Source organism: Phytomonospora sp. NPDC050363, assembly GCF_040655735.1.
Classification (GTDB): domain Bacteria; phylum Actinomycetota; class Actinomycetes; order Mycobacteriales; family Micromonosporaceae; genus Phytomonospora.
Genome location: NZ_JBFAKK010000008.1, coordinates 369,721 through 388,917, shown reverse-complemented (window position 1 = coordinate 388,917; position 19,197 = coordinate 369,721). Strand labels below are relative to the sequence as shown.

Sequence of the window (19,197 nt, the reverse complement as noted above, 5' to 3'; positions counted from 1 at the left end):
CGTGGCGAAGCACGGGCGCAGCCACGACGCCAACGTCATGTTCGTCGGCCTCGTCGCCGTTGCGATCCTCGCCCGTGGCGAAGCACGGGCGCAGCCACGACGCCAACGTCATGTTCGTCGGCCTCGTCGCCGTTGCGATCCTCGCCCGTGGCGAAGCACGGGCGCAGCCTCCGACAGCAGGTACAGCGCGTCGGTGCTGCGCACGTTGCGATCCTCGCCCGTGGCGAAGCACGGGCGCAGCGCCCACTCGGCGCCCTGTCGGACGCCGAGCTCAACGTTGCGATCCTCGCCCGTGGCGAAGCACGGGCGCAGCTCCGCCGCAAGGCCGCTGCGGCCGTCGCCGCCTACGTTGCGATCCTCGCCCGTGGCGAAGCACGGGCGCAGCGGGATCCGCGAAGTGCTGGACCGGGCGGCCTCCAGGGTTGCGATCCTCGCCCGTGGCGAAGCACGGGCGCAGCCAACGGTTCGCCGACACCTCCAGCGGTTGCTCCCCGTTGCGATCCTCGCCCGTGGCGAAGCACGGGCGCAGCTCCAAGCGGAGATCAACCAGTTGACGGCGGACTTGTTGCGATCCTCGCCCGTGGCGAAGCACGGGCGCAGCCGGGCTATGCCCTAGGGCGCCGCGTCAACCAATCAGTTGCGATCCTCGCCCGTGGCGAAGCACGGGCGAGGCTACTGACTGCCCCCGACACCCTCAACAGCACGCTGGTTGCGATCCTCGCCCGTGGCGAAGCACGGGCGCAGCTGGAAGCTCCCGTCGACCTGACCGGCCACACGAGGGTTGCGATCCTCGCCCGTGGCGAAGCACGGGCGCAGCACGGCCCCGAGAACCAGCACTGGACGGCAGGCGTTGTTGCGATCCTCGCCCGTGGCGAAGCACGGGCGCAGCGGGAACCCGGGCGCACGGCAGGCCGTGATATCCACGGTTGCGATCCTCGCCCGTGGCGAAGCACGGGCGCAGCGGCCTACGCCGACTACGTCAAGTGGGCGCGAAAGCAGTTGCGATCCTCGCCCGTGGCGAAGCACGGGCGCAGCGTGCTTCCGGAAGTCGACTGACCCCGTGGAGGACACGTTGCGATCCTCGCCCGTGGCGAAGCACGGGCGCAGCCACGACGTGCCCGCAACTGCCCCTCACCCTTCAGCCGTTGCGATCCTCGCCCGTGGCGAAGCACGGGCGCAGCTCCTACCAGGCGGGGACGCCCCCACCCTACGACCCGTTGCGATCCTCGCCCGTGGCGAAGCACGGGCGCAGCACCGGCCTGACGCCCGGCGAGGGCCTCGCCGACGCGTTGCGATCCTCGCCCGTGGCGAAGCACGGGCGCAGCGAGGCTCGAACAGTTGGAACCGGTGTCCCGGATCGAGTTGCGATCCTCGCCCGTGGCGAAGCACGGGCGCAGCTCAGCCGATTTTGGTTCATGCGGCGCACTCCTTCACATGTTGCGATCCTCGCCCGTGGCGAAGCACGGGCGCAGCTCACTTGTGTCTCCTTGTTGTGGGGGCGGTCCGTAGTTGCGATCCTCGCCCGTGGCGAAGCACGGGCGCAGCTCGACCGGGGGGCCGCACCTATTCTCTGGGAACAGTTGCGATCCTCGCCCGTGGCGAAGCACGGGCGCAGCTGGACGGCTAAGAGTTGGGTATTCTCGCAATTCTGGTTGCGATCCTCGCCCGTGGCGAAGCACGGGCGCAGCGGCCATGCGGCGAGGGCGATGACGGCGCAGATGACGTTGCGATCCTCGCCCGTGGCGAAGCACGGGCGCAGCGGTTGCTGAACTGGGCCGGAGCTCAGTTCAAGTGCATGACAAGTCTGCACCACTGTCCATATTGACTAGTTTCACAACCTTCGAAGGTTGAGAACCCTCCGCGTGTCGCGTGTCCACTTGGGGTTCCGAAGTGCCTTCGGCAAAGGGGCGGGTCGCGGCTGGTTCGTGCCCACAGCGCATCCAACGATCTCAGCCCAGCTGGAACTGTCGAGCGATTCGCGAGCAGGCCCAAACTGAGCCGGACGCTGTATCAACGAAACCGCGACCTGCGAACTCAGCGCAACAGCAGGTCAAGTGATGTGCAAATGGTTCTGTGCCGCGTGCTTTCGCAAAGGTTGCCGGCAACCCCGCGGCCTGCGTCGCACTTAAAAGTCCGCAGCTCTGCCATTGAGCTAGAGGCCCGCGCATGCCGAGGCACGCGCGCGGATGAGCATACCTGGGGTGGTCTTGCGGGCGGTATCGAGTATCGTTTAGTACTGGTTTGGTAGTTAGTATCCGATTTAGGCCTGGGATTCCGTGCGCCATAGGAGACCATGATCTGCCGGCGGGGCTGTGGGGCGAGGAGTGCCGCCGCCTCAAACGCGCGGCCGGTGTGGACCGAAGCGGGGCGGACCACGACCACGAACACACCCCGCCGCAGCCTGACCCCACCGGCGAACCTATCGGCGTCACCGCACTAGACGTAAGTGCTGAAGCCCCCCAGGGTTCGGCTGACGCCGGCACTGTCGGTGTACTTCAGCGACCAGTAGATGATGTGGCCTTCGGTGAAGTCCTTGTTGCAGGCCGTCCAGGCCCGGTCGGCACCGAGAGTGTTGACGCACTGGCCGGCGCGGTCACCGGACGGGTCAGACCACTCGAGCGTGACGCGGTGTCCGTCCTTCTCGTTGTCCTTGACCCACAGCATGTCGCCGTACGCCTGGACGCATCCGCTGACGTAGGTGTTGGACTGGCACTCCTTGGGAGTGTCCGACCAGTTGACATCGACCGCGTAGTCCACCTCCCAGGTGTCCGCCGCTTGAGCGGGGGAGGCTCCCGCGAGGATCAGGCCGACGGACGCGAGCAGGAGGGCGGCCATGGCGATGAGGCGTTGGCGAATCATGTGTCTCCTTGCGAGGTGGCGACGCCCTCGGATGAGGCCGAACGCGCGGTTTCCGGAACAGCCACCACTATCGGATGGAGACGGCACGAAAATCTTGAGCCAATCTTGACCAGGGCCGGTTCCCATCGGCGAGGTCGACCCGGCCGTCGGGTCTCAGCGGCGTCGGCGTGGAGCCCGCCTAGTCCGATTCGGCGGGGAACCGAGGCGCCGAACCTCGACCGTCCGGGACCCGGAACGCACGTCGGTAAGCCTGCGGTGAGGTGTGCACAAGGCTCGCGAAGTGCTGCCGCAGGTTGGTCGAGGTACCGAAGCCGCACTGTGCGGCGATCTCCTCGATCGACAGGACGGTGGTCTCGAGTAGCTCTTGCGCACGGTGGACGCGCTGCCGCAGCAGCCACCGATCCGCCGCCACGCGGCTCGGGGTGGACGATGAACTGCGCCTGATCGCCTTCGCGTTGGGGTGCGATCACGATGTGCCGTGCGGTGTCGGCGGCCACGGCCGAGCCGAAGTCGGTTCGCACCATGTGCAGGCACATGTCGAGCCCGGTCGCCGCGCCGGCCGAAGTGAGCACGTCGCCGTGGTCGACGAACAGCACGTTCGGGTCCACCTCGACCTGCGGGAACCAGTCGGCGAGCAACTCGGCCGCGGCCCAGTGCGTCGTCGCCCTCCGGCCGTCGAGAAGACCGGCGGCAGCGAGAACGAACGCGCCACTGCAGATCGAGGCGATCCTGGCTCCCCGGTCGTGCGCGGCGCGGAGCGCGTCGGCGACTTCCGGCGACACTCTCAGCTCCGTTGAGCCGCCGGGCACGATGACCGTGTCGGCGGCGACCAGCTCGTCGAGCGTGTGCGGCGGCGTCAGACGGCATAGCTCGACCCCGGCGCCGCTGAGCCTGACACCGCTTCCCCGGTTCGACCACACCGTGGGGCGGCCAGTGGAACCTGGTTCTCAACCACGCCAACGGCCACGTCGGGTTCATCTCCAACCTCTACCTCGCCGGCCCGCTAACGACGCAGTCCTGTGCGAACGCGGGAAGGGGCGTGCAGGTCACGATCCCGACGGCGTCGCTGTTCCAGTGTCCGGCCGCCACCTGCAACCAGGGTGTGGCCGACCCCGGCGATGACGTGGCCGACCTCTGCTACCTGCCCGGGTCGACGACACCGTGGGGCGGCGTCTGGGACCTGGTTCTCAACCACGCCAACAACCACGTCGGCTTCATCTCCAACACCTACCTCACCTCCCCACAGAATCCCGCGCACTGCACCCTCTGACCCGACTCCGGCTCGGCTCCCCAGCGGCACCGCCCTTGGGGCGGTGCCGCGCACCGCGAGTCGATACGGCTCAACGAGCCGTCTTCGAGCCCGCAGCCGTGGAAACGCCGACGGGCCCGCAGGCGCTTGGCCTCGTCGAGAGATTGCGCCATCGGATCCTCGACACTTCCCTCGCCTACCGTGGTCGCCCCTGGCCGGTCGTGGGTCGCGGCGTTGATCTCGGCCATGACTTCGGCGGGCTCGTCGGGGAGGGGAGGGTGTCGGTGTCCAGGACGCCGTCGTAGGAGCCGTCGAGATCGGCTTGGAGGGCGGCGAACAGCGGTTCGAGGTCGTCCTGGGCCGGGCCGGTTTCGGCGACGAGTTGGAGTGTCTTGTGGTCGGCCGCGGGCGAGGCGAGAGCGGCGACGAGGACGCGTGCGATCTGCTCGCGGGGCCTCAGTCGACGATGTCGCGGCGCGACAGCCTGGCCTCTTCGATGTCGAGCTGTGTCTGGATTTGCCGCAGGACGGTGTCGTCGATGGTGCGTTCGTCGCGTAGGCGCAAGACGGTGGCGCGTTTGCGGGCGATGAGCGCCAGGCGCAGCGCGTTGTAGTCGTCCCTGCGGCGAACGGGGTCGCTTCCTTCGGGGTCATCGGCGTGGAGGGCTTCGAGGTGCTGCTGGTATTCGCGGCGCGTCTGTTCGATCACCCGCGGGTCGGTGTCGAGTTCGGCGGCGACGTCGGGCAGGGCCGCCATGGCCTCCTCGGCGGCGGTGGCCTCGGCGAGGGCGTGTTCCTCGTCCAGAGCGGTATCGGGCGGGAGGTTCGCCCAGCGCAGCACGCGGGGAAGGGCGAGGCCGTTGATCACCAGGGTCAAGACGATGACGCCGGCGGTCACGAAGATGATGAAGTCACGGTCGGGGAAAGCCTCGCCGGAGGTGAGGACGACCGGGACACCGAGTGCGGCGGCGAGGGACACCGCGCCGCGGAATCCGGCGACGGCGCTGACCGCGCGGGCCCGGTTGCCGACGCGCAGCTCCCGCTGCTTCGGGCGGCGGTCGATGAGGCGGATGGCGTAGGCGGCGGTGAACTGGAAGACGAAGCGCAAGGCGATGACGGCGGCGTAGACGGCCACCACCGCGATGAGCGCGTCGGCCAGGCCGACACTGGCCAGGCCCTCGACCGCCGGCGGAAGTTCCAGGCCGACGAGGACGAACAGGGCGCCGTTGAGCATGAACGTCGCCAGTGACCAGAACGCGTTGGTCTGCAGACGGGTGTCGGCGCGCCCGGCGCGCGGGCCGACCTGGCTGATGATGAGACCGCACACCACGACCGCGAGCACCCCGGAGGCCTCGACGGTCTCGGCGAGGAGGTAGGCGGCGAAGGGGATGGCGATCATCGCGACGTTGCCCGGGATCGGCGCGTCGATGCGCCTGCGAACCAGCGTGCCGACCCAGGCGGTGAGGGCTCCGGCGAGCGCGCCGCCGACGTAGGAGAGGACGAACAGCCAGCTGACGTGGGGAAGGTCGAACTTCTCCTCGCCGACGGTGATGCCCACGGCCAGGCCGTAGACGACCAGGGCGGTGCCGTCGTTGATGAGGCTCTCGGCGCGCAGGAGGGTGACGTTGCGGCGAGGCAGGGATCGCGCGAGGACGCCGACGGCGGTGGCGTCGGTGGGCGCGACGGCCGCTCCCAGCACCCATGCCGGTCCCCAGGGGATGCCGAATGCGTGCGCGATGGCGGCGACAGCGGCGGCGGTGAGGATGACCAGGACGGTGCTCATCAGGATGATGCCGCGCAGGTCTCGGCGGATTTCCCGCAGTGACGTGGTCAGGCTCTCCCAGTAGAGCAGGGCGGGCAGGAACAGCAGCAGCATCGTCTCGGGCGGGAGGTCCACCGACGCGAAGGCGGGAATGAAACCGAGGCCGACGCCGAACGCCAGGAGCAGGACGGGCGGGGCGACGCGCAGCCTGTCGCCCAGCGTGTGGCACACCAGCAGTGCCACGCTCAGGACCACCACGAGTTCCAGACCGAGCATGTCACTCCTCTCGACGCCAGCGGGCACGGGCCGTTACGCGGTCGATGGGCGCTCGCCGGTCACACGACGCGCAGCACGATCTCGCCTTCGGTGCGGTGGTCGCGCAGGCGCTCGGCGGCCCGGACCGACTCGCCGAAGTCGAGCACGGTGTCGATCGCGGGGCGGACGCGGCATGGCCTGGCCGGCGAGGGCGGCGTTGACGAGCGGGGCGGCGCGCACGGCGACCAGCACCCTTCGGGCATGACACCCCGAACCTTCACATGGCGAGTTTCCCGCCACTCAGAGTAGTCAGCGCGATGATAGATGGCCGGTGAAGAGCCAAGGCGGCACACGGCTCACAACACCGACCGGGCCTGGCGCGACCGGCACGGCCTCACGTTCCGGTCGCCTCTACTCCCCATAACCGGCCCGCAGAGTGATCGGGACACTACGTTCGGTCGTATGAGCTTCGGTGCTGAGGTGAAGGACGCGGTCACGGTGCGGGCCGTGCTCCTGGTGGTGGGCGTGCTGGTTCTGCAGGTCCTCTTCATCGCTTCTTACGTGGGGGCGCTGCACGCCCCGAAGCCGTCGAGGGTGCCGTTCGGGCTCTTCGCCGCCGGGAGCGGGGAACTGGCGGCGACCCTTGACGCCCTGCCCGGCGACCCCCTCGATGTGCGGGTCGGCGACAGCGAGGAGGGGGTTCGGGCCGACATCATGCATCGCCGGACCTATGGCGCGCTGATCGTCGACTCCTCGGGGGATGAGGACACCCTGCTCGTCGCCACCGGGAGCGGGACCGCGCTGGCGGCGGCGCTTGAGCGGATCGTCGGCGGAGTGGCCGAGCAGGAGGGGCGACGGCTGGTGGTGGAGGACGTGGCTCCGGCGCCTCAGGACAAGGACTTCGACGGGCTGTCCTCGTTCTACCTGGCCGTGGGGTGGTGCGTCGGCGGCTATCTGTGCGCCTCGATCCTGGCGATCAGTGCCGGCTCGAAGCCCGCCAACCGGCGGCGTGCCGTGATCCGGACCGGCGCGATGGCGGCCTACTCCATCGCCGGCGGGTTGCTCGGGACCCTCGTCGTGGGGCCGCTTCTGGGCGCGCTTCCCGGCTCGTTCATGTCCTTTTGGGGACTGGGCGCGCTGACGGTCTTCGCCGTCGGGATGATCACCCTGGCGCTTGAGGCCCTGACCGGCGTCGTCGGCATCGGCTTGGCGGTGCTGCTCATCGTGATCGCCGGCAATCCCAGCGCCGGCGGGGCCTTCCCGCTGCCGATGCTGCCGCCGCTGTGGCGGGCCATCGGCCCCTTCCTCCCGCCGGGCGCGGGGACGTGGACCTCGCGGTCGATCGCGTACTTCGACGGCAACGCCGTCACGATGTCGCTGCTGGTACTGGTCGCCTGGTCCGTGGTGGGCACCGTCGTCTTCATGCTCGCCGTGCCGCGGCGGGCGACGGCGGCCGAGGGCGCCTAGGTCGCGGGGGCGACTTGACAACTTTTCTTGTCCAGTGCAACCTGATGCGGTGCCGACCCACGATCTCGTCGACGAACCCGACCGCCTGCGGCGCGCGCTCAGCCCGCTGCGGCGGACGCTCCTGGCCCGCCTGCGCACTCCCGCGTCGGCGCCTGAGCTCGCCGCCGAGCTGGACATGCCGCGACAGCGTCTGGGCTACCACCTGCGCCAGCTCGAAGACCTCGGGCTGCTGGAGCTGGTCGAGGAGCGACCCCGGCGGGGGCGGCTCGAACGGGTCTTGCGCACCGTCGCCGACGCCTTCGTGGTGGACCCGGGCGTCCTCGAAACCGCCGGCGGGGAAGTGCTCTCGTCGGCCGACGAGAGCCATCGGCACGCCTCCGAGCACCTCTTGGCGATCGCCTCGCGCACGGTCCGCGAGGTCGCCCGCATGCAGACGGCAAGCCAGCGGCAGGGGAAGCGGCTGCTGACCTTCACGCTCGAAACCGAGCTCGCCTTCGCCTCCCCCGACGACGTCCACCGCTTCGCCGAGGCCCTCGCCGAAGCCGTCGCCGAGGTCACCGCGACCTTCCACACCCCGGGCGGGCGACCGTACCGGCTGATCGGCGCCGGCCACCCCGCGCCGCGAACGGGAGAAGACGATGGACAGCGAACCTGAACCGCCCGTCGTGGAGGTCACCGTCGCCGCGCCGCCGGCGACGATCTGGCCGGCCCTGCGGGACCCGGAACTGATCAAACGCTGGCACGGCTGGCACTACGACGGCCTCGACGAGGAGGTCGCCCACATCTACGCCTCGGACTTCACCGAGGACGCCGAGCGCCACACCCTGCGGCTCGGGCTGGAGACCTTCAGCCTCCACCCCGCCGGCGACAGCACGATCGTGCGGCTGACCCGCTCGCCGCGCGGCGCCCAGCCGGAGTGGGACGCCTACTACGACGACATCACCGAGGGCTGGCACACCTTCCTGCGGCAGTTGCGCTTCGGCATCGAGCGCCACGACCTCGCCGAGCGCCGCACGCTCTTCATGGCCGGCGCCACCGACCGGCCCGCCGCCGAACTCCTCGGCCTCGGCGAGGCCGCGACGCAGCCCGCAGGTAGCGCCTACAAGGCGGCCCTGACCACCGGCGACGAATGGTCCGGAACCATCTGGGACCGCACCGACCATCAGGTCTTCCTCACCGTCGCCGAGCACGACGACAGCCTCCTCGTGCTCGCCTCCCAGCCGCTCACCGCCGAGCGGCCCGCCGGCGGCTCGATGGTCCTGCTCAACGCCTACGGCTTCGACGAGACCGGCTTCGCCGACCTCGAACGCCGGTGGACGGCATGGTGGTCGACGGTCACCGTCGCCGGCTGAGTCGTGCCCTGCCGGTACAGGTCCCCCACGTCTCGGCACCACCGTACGGTGGTGCCGTGAGCACTACACCTGAGCCGGGGGCGGCGATTCACCCGGACCATCCGTTCGCCGCGCCGGAGGGCGCCCGCGATCCCGCCCGGCGGCTGCGCGGCCGCCTCGTCGCGCCGGTGACGGTGTGGACCTCGGGCACCACCGGGCTGACGGTCTCCTCGATGGTCGTGGCGGCCGGGGAACCGTCCTCGGTGTGCGCGCTGCTCGACCCGGACAGCGACCTGGCGGAGGCGCTCGGGGACGACGGCCGGGCGGTGGTCAACGTGCTGCGCTGGGAGCACCGGACGGTCGCGGACGTGTTCGCGGGGCTGCATCCCTCACCGGGCGGCGTGTTCCGCACCGGCGAGTGGACCGAGGGACCGGTGGGGCCGGTTCTGGCCGGCGCGGCCGGGGTCGCGGTGGTGACCGTGGTGGACCGCCGCCGGGTGGGCTGGAACGACCTGGTGACGGCCGTCATCGACGAGGTCACCGCGTCGTCGGACACCGATGACCTGCTCGCCTACGTGCGCGGGCGCTACCGGACCGTGGGCGGCGGGTAGTTCCGCGACCGCCGGACGCGGCGCCCGAAAGACTTCCCGACAAGGGAAAGCGGCCCGCTGACCGGTCAGCGGGCCGCTTGCCGTGCGGATTCGGTCAGCCGCCGAGGACGGCCGGCCAGGGGATCGTCGTGGTGTAGTCGCCGTCGTACCCGACGTGCAGGTGACCCGCGGTGGCGCCGAGGGTGTCGACGAAGGTGGAACCCTGGAACGGGCCGTCGCCGTCGCCCTTGAACAGCAGGTCGCCGCGGCCCGGCTTGCGGACGTCGGTGAACACGTGGATCGCGCCGCCCCAGTCGTCGTCGGTGGAGTCCTCCCAGAGCGCGGAGACCACGAGGACGGCCGTCGACGGGGTCGCGACGGGCCCGCCGTCGGCGACGCCGAAGACCAGTTCGGTGCCGAAGGCGTCGTCTTCCTGAGTGGAGTCGGCGACGTCGGTGGTGTCCTGGTTGATGTCGGCGACCTCGCTGAACTTTCCGCTCGGGGTCACCGCGAGGACGTGCGCCATCCCGGCCTCCTCGTCGGCGCCGAGGGCCTCACCGGGCGATCCGACGGCCACCAGCGCGCCGATGGCGGCGGTCGCCGACGGGCGGTAGGACACGATCGACACCGACTCGCCGAAGTAGTCGTTGAACTCGGCGGTGCCGGACACGCCCGCGCTGTCCTGGCTGATCGTCGCGAGCGGGTCGGGGACACCGTCCACAATGGTGTGGCTGAAGACGTGCACCTGACCGGCCGCCCAGTCGCCCGACAGCGTCTCGCGCGAGGCGCCGACGACGAAGTAGCGCTCGGAGGAGGCAAGGGCGCCGCCGAAGCCGTCCGACCTCTCGGCCGCGCCCGCGACACCGGGGGTGTCCTGGTGGAAGGTCCGCCACTTGTCGCCGCGCAGGTAGTGGACCGAACCGGCGCCGGCGCGGGAACCGAGAGCCTCGCCGGGCGAGCCGACGAGCAGGTAGGCCTGGCCCGACGCGGTCGCGCCGGCGGCGAGGGAGTCGCCGAACCGGTCCAGGCGCTCCGATCCGCCGGGCACGCCCGGCGTGTTCTGGGTGTAGGCCACCGACTGGGACGGAACGAGACCGGCCGGGGAGCCGTTGATGATCGTGACCATCCCGGCCTCGTCGTCCTCGCCGGGCGAGCCCACGATCAGCTCATCGCAGCCGTCGCCGTTGAAGTCGGCGCTGGCGTAGGTCCTGCCGAAGAAGTCGCCGGTCTCGGCCGATCCCGGGACGCCGGGGGTGTTCTGGCTGAGGACCTGCTCGCCGTTGGAACTGGGGTAGACGATGACCGCCCCGGCTCCGCGCGCGTCGCCGCGATCGTGGAAGTGGTGCGTCTCAAGAGACCTGTCCCCCGAGGATCTGCGACCAGGGAATCTCCCAGCTCGGGTTGCCGTCGTATTCGCCGTGGATCAGGCTGGTCGACGTCGTGTTCAGCTGCCAGTACCCGTCGAACCAGTTGGTGTCGTTCGGCGCCCAGATGTCGCCGTTGCCAGGCGAGACCATGTCCCGGAAGACGTGCAGCGCACCGGTGATGTCATCGGCCAGGGCCTCGGTGGGAACGCCGACCGCGAGCAGCGCGGTCGACGGCGTGGCGGTGGCGCCGGATCCGTTGACCGCCAGCGCGACGGCGTAGCCGAAGTGGTCGTCGTCCTGTGTGGAGTCGGCGACGCCGGAGGTGTCCTGGTTGATGTCCGACACCTCGGTGACCTTCCCGGTCGGCGTGACGGCGAGGACGTGCGCCATGCCGGCGGCGTCGTCGGATCCCAGGACCTCGTTGGGAACGCCGACGGCGACGAGCGCGCCGATCGGGGCGCTCGCGGTCGGCTGGTAGGACACGACGGACACGTCGATGCCGAACCCGTCCCCGTACTCCGCGGAGCCGGAGATGCCCGTGGAGTCCTGCGTGATCGCGGCCAGCGGGCGCGGCACACCGTCCACAATGGTGTGACTGAACACGTGGACCTGACCGGCGTGGTCCTCACCGGAGATGGTCTCGCCCGGTGCGCCGACGGCGAAGAAGCGGTCGGAGCCCGAGAGCGACTCTCCGAAGTGGTCCATGTGCTCGGCCGTGCCGGCGATGCCGGGGGTGTCCTGGTGGAAGGCGCGCCACTTGCCGCCGCGCAGGTAGTACACCGATCCGGCGTACTTCTTCGCGCCGAGCGACTCACCGGGGGCGCCGACGAGCAGGTAGGCCTGCCCGGAACTGATGGCGCCCGCGGACAGTGTCGCGCCGAACCCGTCGGAAGGCTCCGAATCACCGGGTACACCGGCGGTGTTCTGGGTGTAGGCGACCGATCGCGACGGCACCGGACCGGCGGGCGAGCCCTCGATGATGGTGACCATCCCGGCCTGCTTGTCCTCGCCGGGTGAGCCGACGATCAGCTCGTCGCAGCCGTCGCCGTTGAAGTCGGCGCTGGCGTAGGTCCGGCCGAATCCGTCGTCGGTCTCGGCGCTTCCGGGGATGCCCGGCGTGTTCTGGCTGATGACCAGCTCGCTATCGGTGCCGAAGCCGATGATGATCACACCGGCCCGCTCGACGGAGCCCACGTCGTAGTGGGCGGCGAGGAAGACCTCGTCGCGGACGCCGTCGCAGTTGAAGTCGTCGACGGCTCCGGCGCCGTGGAACTGCCCGGCGGCGGCCGGTGACGAGGGAAGGAAGAGGAACCCGGCGGCCATGAGGGCCGCAGCGATCGCGGATGTGCTGCGTGGCAAGTGTCTCGTCCGATCAGGTCGCGGGGAGTTCGGCCCAGGGGCGCTCGGCGAGCGAGCCCCAGTAGTCGACGTAGAGGTTCTTCGCCGACGCGTCGAGGCGTCCGCCGGCGAGGTAGGCGGCGCCGTGGAAGTCGGCCTCGGTGAGCAGGACATCGCCCTCACCGGGGGAGTTGTCGGCGCGGGTGAGGTGGATGACGGGAACGCCGTCGCCGGGTTCACCGCCCGGGTTCGGCTCCCACGGGACGACGACGGCCCATACGGCCGTCGACGGCGTGGCCACCGAACCGCTGCCGCGGTTGGCGACCAGCACCTCGTCGCCGAGTTCGTCGGCGTAGCCGGGACTTCCGGGGATGCCGGCGGTGCCCTGGTTCAGCTCGGCGAGCTGGGTGACCTTCCCCGACTCGGTGACGTTGACGAGGTGGGCGGTTCCGGCGCGCTCGCGGGTGTTGTCGACGAGCGCCTCGTCGGGGACGCCGACGGCGACGAGCGCGCTGATCGCGGCCGTGGAGCTGGATCGGTACGAGGTCACCGATACCGCGGTGCCGAAGCGGTCGCCTTCCTCGGCGGAGCCGGAGATCCCGGCGGTGTCCTGGTTGACGGCGGCGAGGTGCTCGGGGACGCCGTTGACGATGGTGTGGCTGAAGACGTGGACCGTTCCGGCGTCCACGTCGTCGCCGAGCCTCTCCATCGGCACGCCGATCACGAAGTAGCGGTCGGAGACGGCGAGGGTCTCGCCGAAGCGGTCGTAGTTCTCCGCCGATCCGGGGACGCCCGCCGAGTCCTGGCTGATGGTGCGCCAGACGTTGTCGCGGAAGTAGTAGACGACGCCTTCCTCGGCGTCGTCGAGGCTCTCGTTGGGCGCGCCGACGAGCAGGTAGGGCTTGCCGGAGGAGGTGGTGCCGGCGGCGAGCGTCGAGCCGAAGGCGTCGTACTCCTCCGGTGAGCCGGGCACACCGGGCGAGTCCTGTGTGTACGACGCGGTCTTGGCGGTGTTCAGGCCGCCGCGGGAACCCGGGATGATCACGATCGATCCGGCGTCGTCGTCGCCGCCGATGGCCTCTCCGGGCGCGGAGACGACGAGGTCGTCGCAGCCGTCGCCGTTGCGGTCGTAGGAGGCGGTGGTCGTGCCGAAGCGGTCGTATTCCTCGGCGGTGCCGGGGATCCCGGCACTGGCCTGGGTGTACTTCTTCTCGACGCCGGTGGTGCTGTAGGTGACGTAGACCGCGCCGGCCCATTTGGCGCCGCCGGCGGTCTCGTAGTCACGGCCGTGGACGCTGTCGCGGATCCCGTCGCAGTCGAAGTCGTCGGCGACGTCCACGTGGAAGTCCCCGGCGACGGCCGGAGCGGCCGGAACGAGGGCGAGTGCGCCGGCGGTCAGGAGGGTGGCCGCGACGGCGGATGCCTTGCGTTTCATGGGTTTCCTAGAGGGAGGTGGACTCAGGCGAGGATCGAGTGCCAGGGGAGTTCCCGGTCGTTGAACTGGCCCCACATGCCGAGGACGAGACCGGTTCCGGTGGTCGCGAGGCTGCTCCAGGGGCCGCTGCCGTTGGGGAGCCACGCGTCGCCGTCGCCGGGTGAGCGGATCGAGCCGAAGACCTGAACGGCGCCCAGGTGCTCTCCGTCGGTGATCTCCCGGTAGGCGGTGGTGGCGAGGATCGCGGTGGTGGGCGTGGCGGTGGCGGCGCCGTCGCGGACGCCGAGGACCACGTCGCCGCCGAACTCGTCGCCGGTCTCGGCGGTGCCTGTGACGCCGGCGGTGTTCTGCTGGACGTCGGCGACCTCGGTGACCTTCCCGGCCGGTGTGACGGCGAGGATGTGGGCCATGCCGGCGTCTTCGCGGCCGTCGAGGTCTTCGCCGGGGACGCCGACGGCGACGAGCGCGCCGATGGGCGCCGAGGCGCTCGGGCGGTAGGAGATGACGGAGACCGCGAAGCCGAACTTGTCGTCGTATTCGGCGGTTCCGGAGATCCCGGCGGTGTCCTGGGTGACGGTGGTCAGGGGGTCGGGGGCGCCGTCCACAATGGTGTGGTTGAAGACGGTGACGGTGCCGCCTTCGCCGCTTTGCCAGGCGCCGACGGCGAAGTGGCGGTCCGACGAGGCGAGCGCGAGGCCGTAGTTCCCGAAGATCTCGGGTGCACCGGTGACGCCGGGCGTGTCCTGGTCGACGACGCGCCATGTGCCGCCGCGCAGGTAGTAGACGGCTCCGGCCTCGGTGCGGCCGCGCACGGTTTCGTTCGGGGCGCCGACGATCAGGTAGGAGCCGCTGGAGACCGTGCGGCCCGCCGAGAGGGTCCAGGCGAAGTCGTCGCCGGCCTTGGCGGTGCGGGGGACTCCGGGCGAGTTCTTGTTGTAGGCGACGGTTCCGGCGGTGCGCAGGCCGGTCGGGGATCCGGGGATGACGAAGACCATGCCGGCGTGGTCGTTCTCGCCGGGTGCGCCGACGACGAGTTCGTCGCAGCCGTCGCCGTCGTCGTCGAAGGACGTGTGGGTCCAGCCGAACATGTCCCACTTCTCCGGTGTGCCGGGGATGCCGGGGCTGGCCTGGTCGATGTCGACCGAGCCTCCGTCGCTGTAGTCGATGTAGACGCTGCCGGCCTCGGGCACGTCGCCGACGTCGGCGAAGGCGCTGTCGTAGACGGTGTCGGTGATGCCGTCGCAGTCGAAGTCGTGGATCGCGTCGGGCCGGTGCTCACCGGCGTGAGCGGACTGGGCGGGGATGACGAGGACGGCCGCTGCGGCGATGAACACGCCGAGGGCGCGCGCGGGCGAGCGCAATTCGGGCACCTTTCACGGGCAATGAAAGTGAACAGCGGCGTAACTCTAGCCGCGTGGGCGTCGGTGCGGGCTCGGCTGGTCGGGTGGGTTTGGGCGGGCGACCAGGGCTTGTCTTGTGGGTCTCGTGGGTGCGAGGCGGGAGCCGTCGTGTTCCTGGCGTGGACGGTTTTCGGCGCCCCGCCCCGAGCGCACGGGACAGCGAATGTCGGCGGGAGGCCCTAACCTCCTGCTATGACGACGAAAACCCTGTTTCGGTCGCTGTTCGCACTTCTCGTCACCATCTCGTTCGTGCTCACCGCGGCACCGGCTTCGGCGCACGGCCGCTCGTGGTCGGCGACGTGGGCGCGGGCGATGCAGGAGCCCTCGGGTGAGCCGTGGCAGGATCCCAACTGGTCCCTGGCGGGCTTCGACGGACAGTCGCTGCGGCAGGAGTTGCGGGTCAGCCGGGGTGGCGACTCGCTGCGGATCACCGTGTCGAACCTCTACGGCACGGGTCCGCTGCGGTTGAGCGGCGCGACCGTCGGGAAGCCCGCCGCGCCCGGTGAGGTCCGTCCCGGATCGTTGCGGCCGTTGACTTTCGGGCACCGTCTGTCCACGACGGTGCCGGCCGGCGCCGAGCACACCAGTGACGCGGCCTTCCTGCGCGTCGGGGCGCTCGAACGACTCAGTGTCACGCTCTACTTCAGTGGCCCGACCGGTCCGGCGACCTACCACGAGTTCTCCGGCGACACCTCGTATCTGGCCGGGGGCGACCGCCGTTTCGACCCGCGCGCGACCGCCTTCACCGCCACGAATCACGCGTCCTACTTCCTCACGCGCGTCGACGTTTCCGGCCGCTCCTCGGCCTCGGTGGTGACCCTCGGGGATTCCATCACCGACGGGTACGGCTCGACCGTCGGCGCCGACCGCCGCTATCCCGACCGCCTCGCCGAGCGCCTGGTCGACGCGGGCCTTCCCTACGGGGTGCTCAACACCGGGATCGGTGGGAACGAGCTGCTCAACGACAACCTCACCGGCGGAGAGTCGGCGCTGCACCGCTTCCAGCGCGACGTGCTCGACCTGCCGGGCGTGCGGACCGTCGTGATCTGCGAGGGCGTCAACGACATCGGCCTGGCGGGCATGTTCGATCTCCCGCTGGAGCCCGAGACGGTCATCGCCGGCCACCGGGCGCTCATCGCCGCGGCCCACGCCGCGGGCGTGCGGGTCGTCGGGGCGACCATCACCCCGATCGCCGGTTCCTTCTACTACACCGAGAAGGGCGAGGAGACCCGCGACGCCGTCAACGACTGGATCCGGCACAGCGGCGAGTACGACGCGGTGGTGGACTTCGACGCCGTCCTCGCCGAACCGGACAAGGACCACATGCGCGAGGAGTACGCCACGAACGACGGGCTCCACCCCAACGACGCCGGTTTGGCCGCGATGGCCGACGCGATCGACCTGGCGAGCCTGTAGGGCGGCGCTCAGGCCGTGGGCGCGGTGTCCTCGGTGCCGAGGAGCTCGTGGCCCTTCGCGGTCAGCCGTTTGATGACGACCTCCGACTCCTGCTTGCCCGGGCCGTCGTAGGTGCCTTCGGTGAACTCGACCAGGCGGTGGCGCACGACGTCGACGAAGGCCGAGCGCGCCTCGTGGGCGCCGAGGCCCGGGCCGACGATGTCGTTCGGTTTGATCGGCCGATCCAGCCTGCGCAGGGCCTCGTCGATCGTTCGCAGGCTGGCCGTGAGGTCGGCGTTGTCGCTCATGGCTTGATCGTCCGTCATCGGCGGGGAGTTCGGACTGGAATGCGCCGGTTCGGCATGCTCGGCGGTGATGGCGTGCCGGCAAGAGCGAGAACGCAGTGTCATGGCAGCGGCCGCTGCCCCTGACCTGCGGTTTGTAAAGTCTGCCCCGGATCGCGCACGCAGGTTCAGCGCGACTTGTCGGCAGTGCTCCGGAAGGTTCGGGTGGTGGGTTAACCGCTTGCTCGCGGGCGCTCGGGTGGCTGTACTGGCCGCGATGAGGATGAGCCAGTACGTGTACTTCGCGATCAAGTCCGAGACGATGCCCGCCACCGAGATCACCGCCCGGCTGGGCGTGGAGCCCGACCGCTTCTCCGTGCGGGGCTCACGCCGGGCCGACCCTCCCGTGCCGGTCTGCCACTCCTGGCAGGTCCGCTGCGATGAGCGTGGCCTGCGGGTAGACGAGCAGATCGACCGCGTGCTCGCAAGGCTGACACCGGTCACCGCGAAGATCGCCGAACTCTGCCGTGAGCCTGACGAAGTGGCCGCCGTGCTGGAGGTCGTTCGCTTCTTCGAAGACGAGGACGGGGAGGACCCAAAGCCGCAGCCCGCCGAGGAGAACCTGGTCCGCATCCCCGACCAGCACCTGCTGGGCTGGGTCCTCGATCGGCGGGTCATCGAGTTCCTTGCGGCCACGGGTGCCTTCCTCGACGTCGACGAGTACGACTAGCGTCCACGCCGGCTACCGATCCGGGCTGGACTCCATGTTGGACGTCGCGTCCGAGGCGCTTGAGGCCGCTTTCCACCGCGCGGGCTGCCAGATGTCTCCGCCGCACTACCGCATGCACTGCCAACTCAGGTGCGCCACTGCCACGATCACCGCGTTCTCACCGCAAGGCACGGCACGCCCGAGGCCGTCCCACCGGCGAGCGGCGGGACGGCCCGAATGCCTCACGCTGTCCCCTCAGGACGCTCGGCGGCCGCGACCGCCGAGGTCAGGTCCCCCGTCGGCGGCCTCAGGCGTCGACGCGGCCGAACAGGTGGATGCCCACGGCGCTCGGGTCGGTGCTGTAGTAGAACTCCTTGAGCGCGGCGTGGTACTCGGCGCGGGACAGGACACCGCTGTTGTCCTTGTCGAGCTGACGGAAGGTCGCGATGCTCTCGTCGGCCGGGACGCTGGCCGCGCCACCGAAGATCCGCAGGAACTCCTCCTGGTTGAGTTCCCCGCTGCCGTCGTGGTCGCACAGGTCGAAGTACGCGTCGGCGGTCGGCCATACGAGGGTCTCGTACTGCCCCACACCCGCGGCCGCGAGCTGCTCGACGGCGGTGGTGAACTCCGCGAGGCTGATCTCGCCGTTGCCGCTGGTGTCCATCTGCTTGAGGTTCTTGTCCCAGAAGGCCACGGTCGCGTCGCGCAGGCTCCGCGCGTCGGGGGAGTTCTGCGCGAAACCGTTGGCCGTCGCGTGACGCTCCGCGATGTTGTGCATGTCGGCCTCGGTGATCCGGCCGTCCCCGGTGGTGTCCAGGGACTCGAAGTACCGCTTGGCCTTGGCTTTCAGCAGCTTGTTCACGTGGTTCCTCTCAGCTCTACCGGACATTGCCGTCCTGACAATACGGACCTAGTGCGCAAATAGGGCACTCCTGTCAACATCCACATGTCGTGTTGAGGACAAAAAGAACTTCACCTACGACGGGGGCCGCCCGGCCCCCGACGGTCACAGGAGCCCGCCGTTGGCGCCGATGGTCTGCCCGGTGATCCACGCGGAGTCCGGGCCGAGCAGGAAGGCGACCACGCCCGCGATGTCGCGGCCGGTCCCCAGGCGCGCGAAGAGCGTGTTGCGGGCCGCGCGGGCCAACAGCTGCGGTGGGAGCGACTGCTGGAGCAGCGCCGTGTCGGTGGCCCCCGGCGCGACGCAGTTGACGGTGATGCCGCGATCCCCGAGCTCCTGGGCGGCGATGGCGGTGAACTGCTCGACGGCGGCCTTGCCGGCCGCGTAGATCGCGTTGCCCGGCGTCGGCCGCCGCGTGGCGATGGACGACAGGTTCACGATGCGCGAGCCGTCGCGCAGGCGCGGCGCGGCCTGCTGAATGGCGAAGAAGACGCTCTTGGCGTTGACCGACATGGCCCGGTCGTAGGTCGCCTCGTCGGCCTCGTCGAAGCGACTGCGCGGCAGCCAGACGGCGGCGTTGTTGACCAGCGCGTCCAGGCCGCCGAGCAGTTCGTCGGCCCTCTCGACGAGCTCGCCGACGCCGGCCCGGGTGGCGATGTCGGAGCGGATCGGGTGGGCACCGGTGGCCGCGGCGACTTCCCCGGCCGCGTCGTCGTCCCTGTGGTACCCGAAGGCGACTCGCACGCCGTCGTCGGTGAGCCGCTCGACGATGGCCCGGCCTATGCCGCGCGACCCGCCGGTCACCAGCGCCGTCTTTCCCACTAGCGGACTCATGACGTCCCCACTGATAGCAGTC

The 19,197-nt window shown here is 70.2% G+C and carries 18 protein-coding genes, 1 pseudogene and 1 CRISPR repeat array; of the genes and pseudogenes, 7 read left to right on the top strand and 12 right to left on the bottom strand.

Going from position 1 to position 19,197, the window contains the following annotated elements; translation table 11 throughout:
* Positions 1-58: 58 nt before the first annotated feature.
* Positions 59-1,760: direct repeats of the CRISPR family, unit length 37 nt; unit sequence GTTGCGATCCTCGCCCGTGGCGAAGCACGGGCGCAGC.
* 676 nt (positions 1,761-2,436) lie between these two features.
* The 3 genes and pseudogenes from AB0I28_RS23795 to AB0I28_RS23785 form a co-directional block, all read right to left on the bottom strand.
* On the bottom strand, positions 2,437-2,859 hold the full coding sequence (locus AB0I28_RS23795; RefSeq protein WP_357496681.1) for a hypothetical protein: 423 nt from the start codon (positions 2,857-2,859) through the stop codon (positions 2,437-2,439).
* Positions 2,860-3,037: 178 nt separating this feature from the next.
* Entirely contained in the window at positions 3,038-3,271 is a 234-nt protein-coding gene (locus AB0I28_RS23790; RefSeq protein ID WP_357496711.1) for a helix-turn-helix domain-containing protein, read from the bottom strand.
* Between the two features lie 163 nt (positions 3,272-3,434).
* Positions 3,435-3,668 (bottom strand): annotated as a pseudogene (locus AB0I28_RS23785) (DJ-1/PfpI family protein); the annotation flags it as partial.
* 230 nt (positions 3,669-3,898) lie between these two features.
* On the opposite strand from AB0I28_RS23785, the gene AB0I28_RS23780 reads away from it, so the two are divergent.
* The gene (locus AB0I28_RS23780) at positions 3,899-4,129 is read left to right on the top strand and encodes a hypothetical protein (protein ID WP_357496679.1); all 231 of its coding nucleotides are present in this window, start codon (positions 3,899-3,901) and stop codon (positions 4,127-4,129) included.
* A 435-nt stretch (positions 4,130-4,564) separates the two neighbouring features.
* Here the strand turns inward: AB0I28_RS23780 and AB0I28_RS23775 are convergent, their stop codons facing one another.
* Both AB0I28_RS23775 and AB0I28_RS23770 read right to left on the bottom strand, forming a co-directional pair.
* Positions 4,565-6,145 carry a Na+/H+ antiporter gene (locus AB0I28_RS23775; protein ID WP_357496677.1) on the bottom strand — a complete coding sequence of 527 codons (1,581 nt, stop codon included), beginning with the start codon at positions 6,143-6,145 and terminating at the stop codon, positions 4,565-4,567.
* A 59-nt stretch (positions 6,146-6,204) separates the two neighbouring features.
* The gene (locus AB0I28_RS23770; RefSeq protein WP_357496675.1) at positions 6,205-6,387 is read right to left on the bottom strand and encodes a hypothetical protein; all 183 of its coding nucleotides are present in this window, start codon (positions 6,385-6,387) and stop codon (positions 6,205-6,207) included.
* 199 nt (positions 6,388-6,586) lie between these two features.
* Between AB0I28_RS23770 and AB0I28_RS23765 the strand changes: the two genes are divergently transcribed.
* The 4 genes from AB0I28_RS23765 to AB0I28_RS23750 are packed head-to-tail and all read left to right on the top strand — an operon-like array spanning position 6,587 to position 9,533.
* The gene (locus AB0I28_RS23765) at positions 6,587-7,591 is read left to right on the top strand and encodes a hypothetical protein (protein WP_357496673.1); all 1,005 of its coding nucleotides are present in this window, start codon (positions 6,587-6,589) and stop codon (positions 7,589-7,591) included.
* A 49-nt stretch (positions 7,592-7,640) separates the two neighbouring features.
* Positions 7,641-8,246 carry a helix-turn-helix domain-containing protein gene (locus AB0I28_RS23760; RefSeq protein WP_357496671.1) on the top strand — a complete coding sequence of 202 codons (606 nt, stop codon included), beginning with the start codon at positions 7,641-7,643 and terminating at the stop codon, positions 8,244-8,246.
* Positions 8,230-8,943 (top strand): hypothetical protein, encoded by a 714-nt coding sequence (locus AB0I28_RS23755; RefSeq protein ID WP_357496669.1) that lies wholly within the window; start codon positions 8,230-8,232, stop codon positions 8,941-8,943. Before AB0I28_RS23760 ends, AB0I28_RS23755 begins: the two co-directional genes overlap by 17 nt.
* A gap of 56 nt (positions 8,944-8,999) precedes the next feature.
* A complete protein-coding gene (locus AB0I28_RS23750; RefSeq protein ID WP_357496667.1) occupies positions 9,000-9,533 on the top strand; it encodes a flavin reductase in 534 nt (177 codons plus the stop codon).
* A gap of 94 nt (positions 9,534-9,627) precedes the next feature.
* Here the strand turns inward: AB0I28_RS23750 and AB0I28_RS23745 are convergent, their stop codons facing one another.
* From AB0I28_RS23745 to AB0I28_RS23730, 4 genes are read right to left on the bottom strand one after another with little or no spacing between them, the layout of a single operon-like run.
* Positions 9,628-10,812, bottom strand: a complete 1,185-nt coding sequence (locus tag AB0I28_RS23745) for an FG-GAP repeat protein (RefSeq protein ID WP_357496709.1) — start codon at positions 10,810-10,812, stop codon at positions 9,628-9,630.
* A gap of 49 nt (positions 10,813-10,861) precedes the next feature.
* Complete coding sequence (locus AB0I28_RS23740) at positions 10,862-12,238, bottom strand: FG-GAP repeat protein (RefSeq protein ID WP_357496665.1); 1,377 nt, start codon at positions 12,236-12,238, stop codon at positions 10,862-10,864.
* 13 nt (positions 12,239-12,251) lie between these two features.
* Positions 12,252-13,652 carry an integrin alpha gene (locus AB0I28_RS23735; RefSeq protein WP_357496663.1) on the bottom strand — a complete coding sequence of 467 codons (1,401 nt, stop codon included), beginning with the start codon at positions 13,650-13,652 and terminating at the stop codon, positions 12,252-12,254.
* 23 nt (positions 13,653-13,675) lie between these two features.
* The gene (locus AB0I28_RS23730; RefSeq protein ID WP_357496661.1) at positions 13,676-15,013 is read right to left on the bottom strand and encodes an integrin alpha; all 1,338 of its coding nucleotides are present in this window, start codon (positions 15,011-15,013) and stop codon (positions 13,676-13,678) included.
* A 231-nt stretch (positions 15,014-15,244) separates the two neighbouring features.
* Here AB0I28_RS23730 and AB0I28_RS23725 point away from each other — a divergent pair, with 231 nt between their 5' ends.
* Positions 15,245-16,468: an SGNH/GDSL hydrolase family protein gene (locus AB0I28_RS23725; RefSeq protein ID WP_357496660.1), complete on the top strand. Its 1,224-nt coding sequence runs from the start codon at positions 15,245-15,247 to the stop codon at positions 16,466-16,468.
* A gap of 8 nt (positions 16,469-16,476) precedes the next feature.
* Here the strand turns inward: AB0I28_RS23725 and AB0I28_RS23720 are convergent, their stop codons facing one another.
* Positions 16,477-16,755, bottom strand: coding sequence for a hypothetical protein (locus tag AB0I28_RS23720; RefSeq protein ID WP_357496658.1), 279 nt, complete (start codon positions 16,753-16,755; stop codon positions 16,477-16,479).
* 253 nt (positions 16,756-17,008) lie between these two features.
* Between AB0I28_RS23720 and AB0I28_RS23715 the strand changes: the two genes are divergently transcribed.
* Positions 17,009-17,461, top strand: a complete 453-nt coding sequence (locus AB0I28_RS23715; RefSeq protein ID WP_357496656.1) for a DUF4279 domain-containing protein — start codon at positions 17,009-17,011, stop codon at positions 17,459-17,461.
* A 286-nt stretch (positions 17,462-17,747) separates the two neighbouring features.
* Here AB0I28_RS23715 and AB0I28_RS23710 read toward each other — a convergent pair whose 3' ends face one another.
* Both AB0I28_RS23710 and AB0I28_RS23705 read right to left on the bottom strand, forming a co-directional pair.
* Positions 17,748-18,302 (bottom strand): EF-hand domain-containing protein, encoded by a 555-nt coding sequence (locus AB0I28_RS23710; RefSeq protein ID WP_357496654.1) that lies wholly within the window; start codon positions 18,300-18,302, stop codon positions 17,748-17,750.
* 144 nt (positions 18,303-18,446) lie between these two features.
* Positions 18,447-19,175 (bottom strand): SDR family oxidoreductase, encoded by a 729-nt coding sequence (locus AB0I28_RS23705; RefSeq protein WP_357496652.1) that lies wholly within the window; start codon positions 19,173-19,175, stop codon positions 18,447-18,449.
* Between the last annotated feature and the right edge of the window lie 22 nt (positions 19,176-19,197).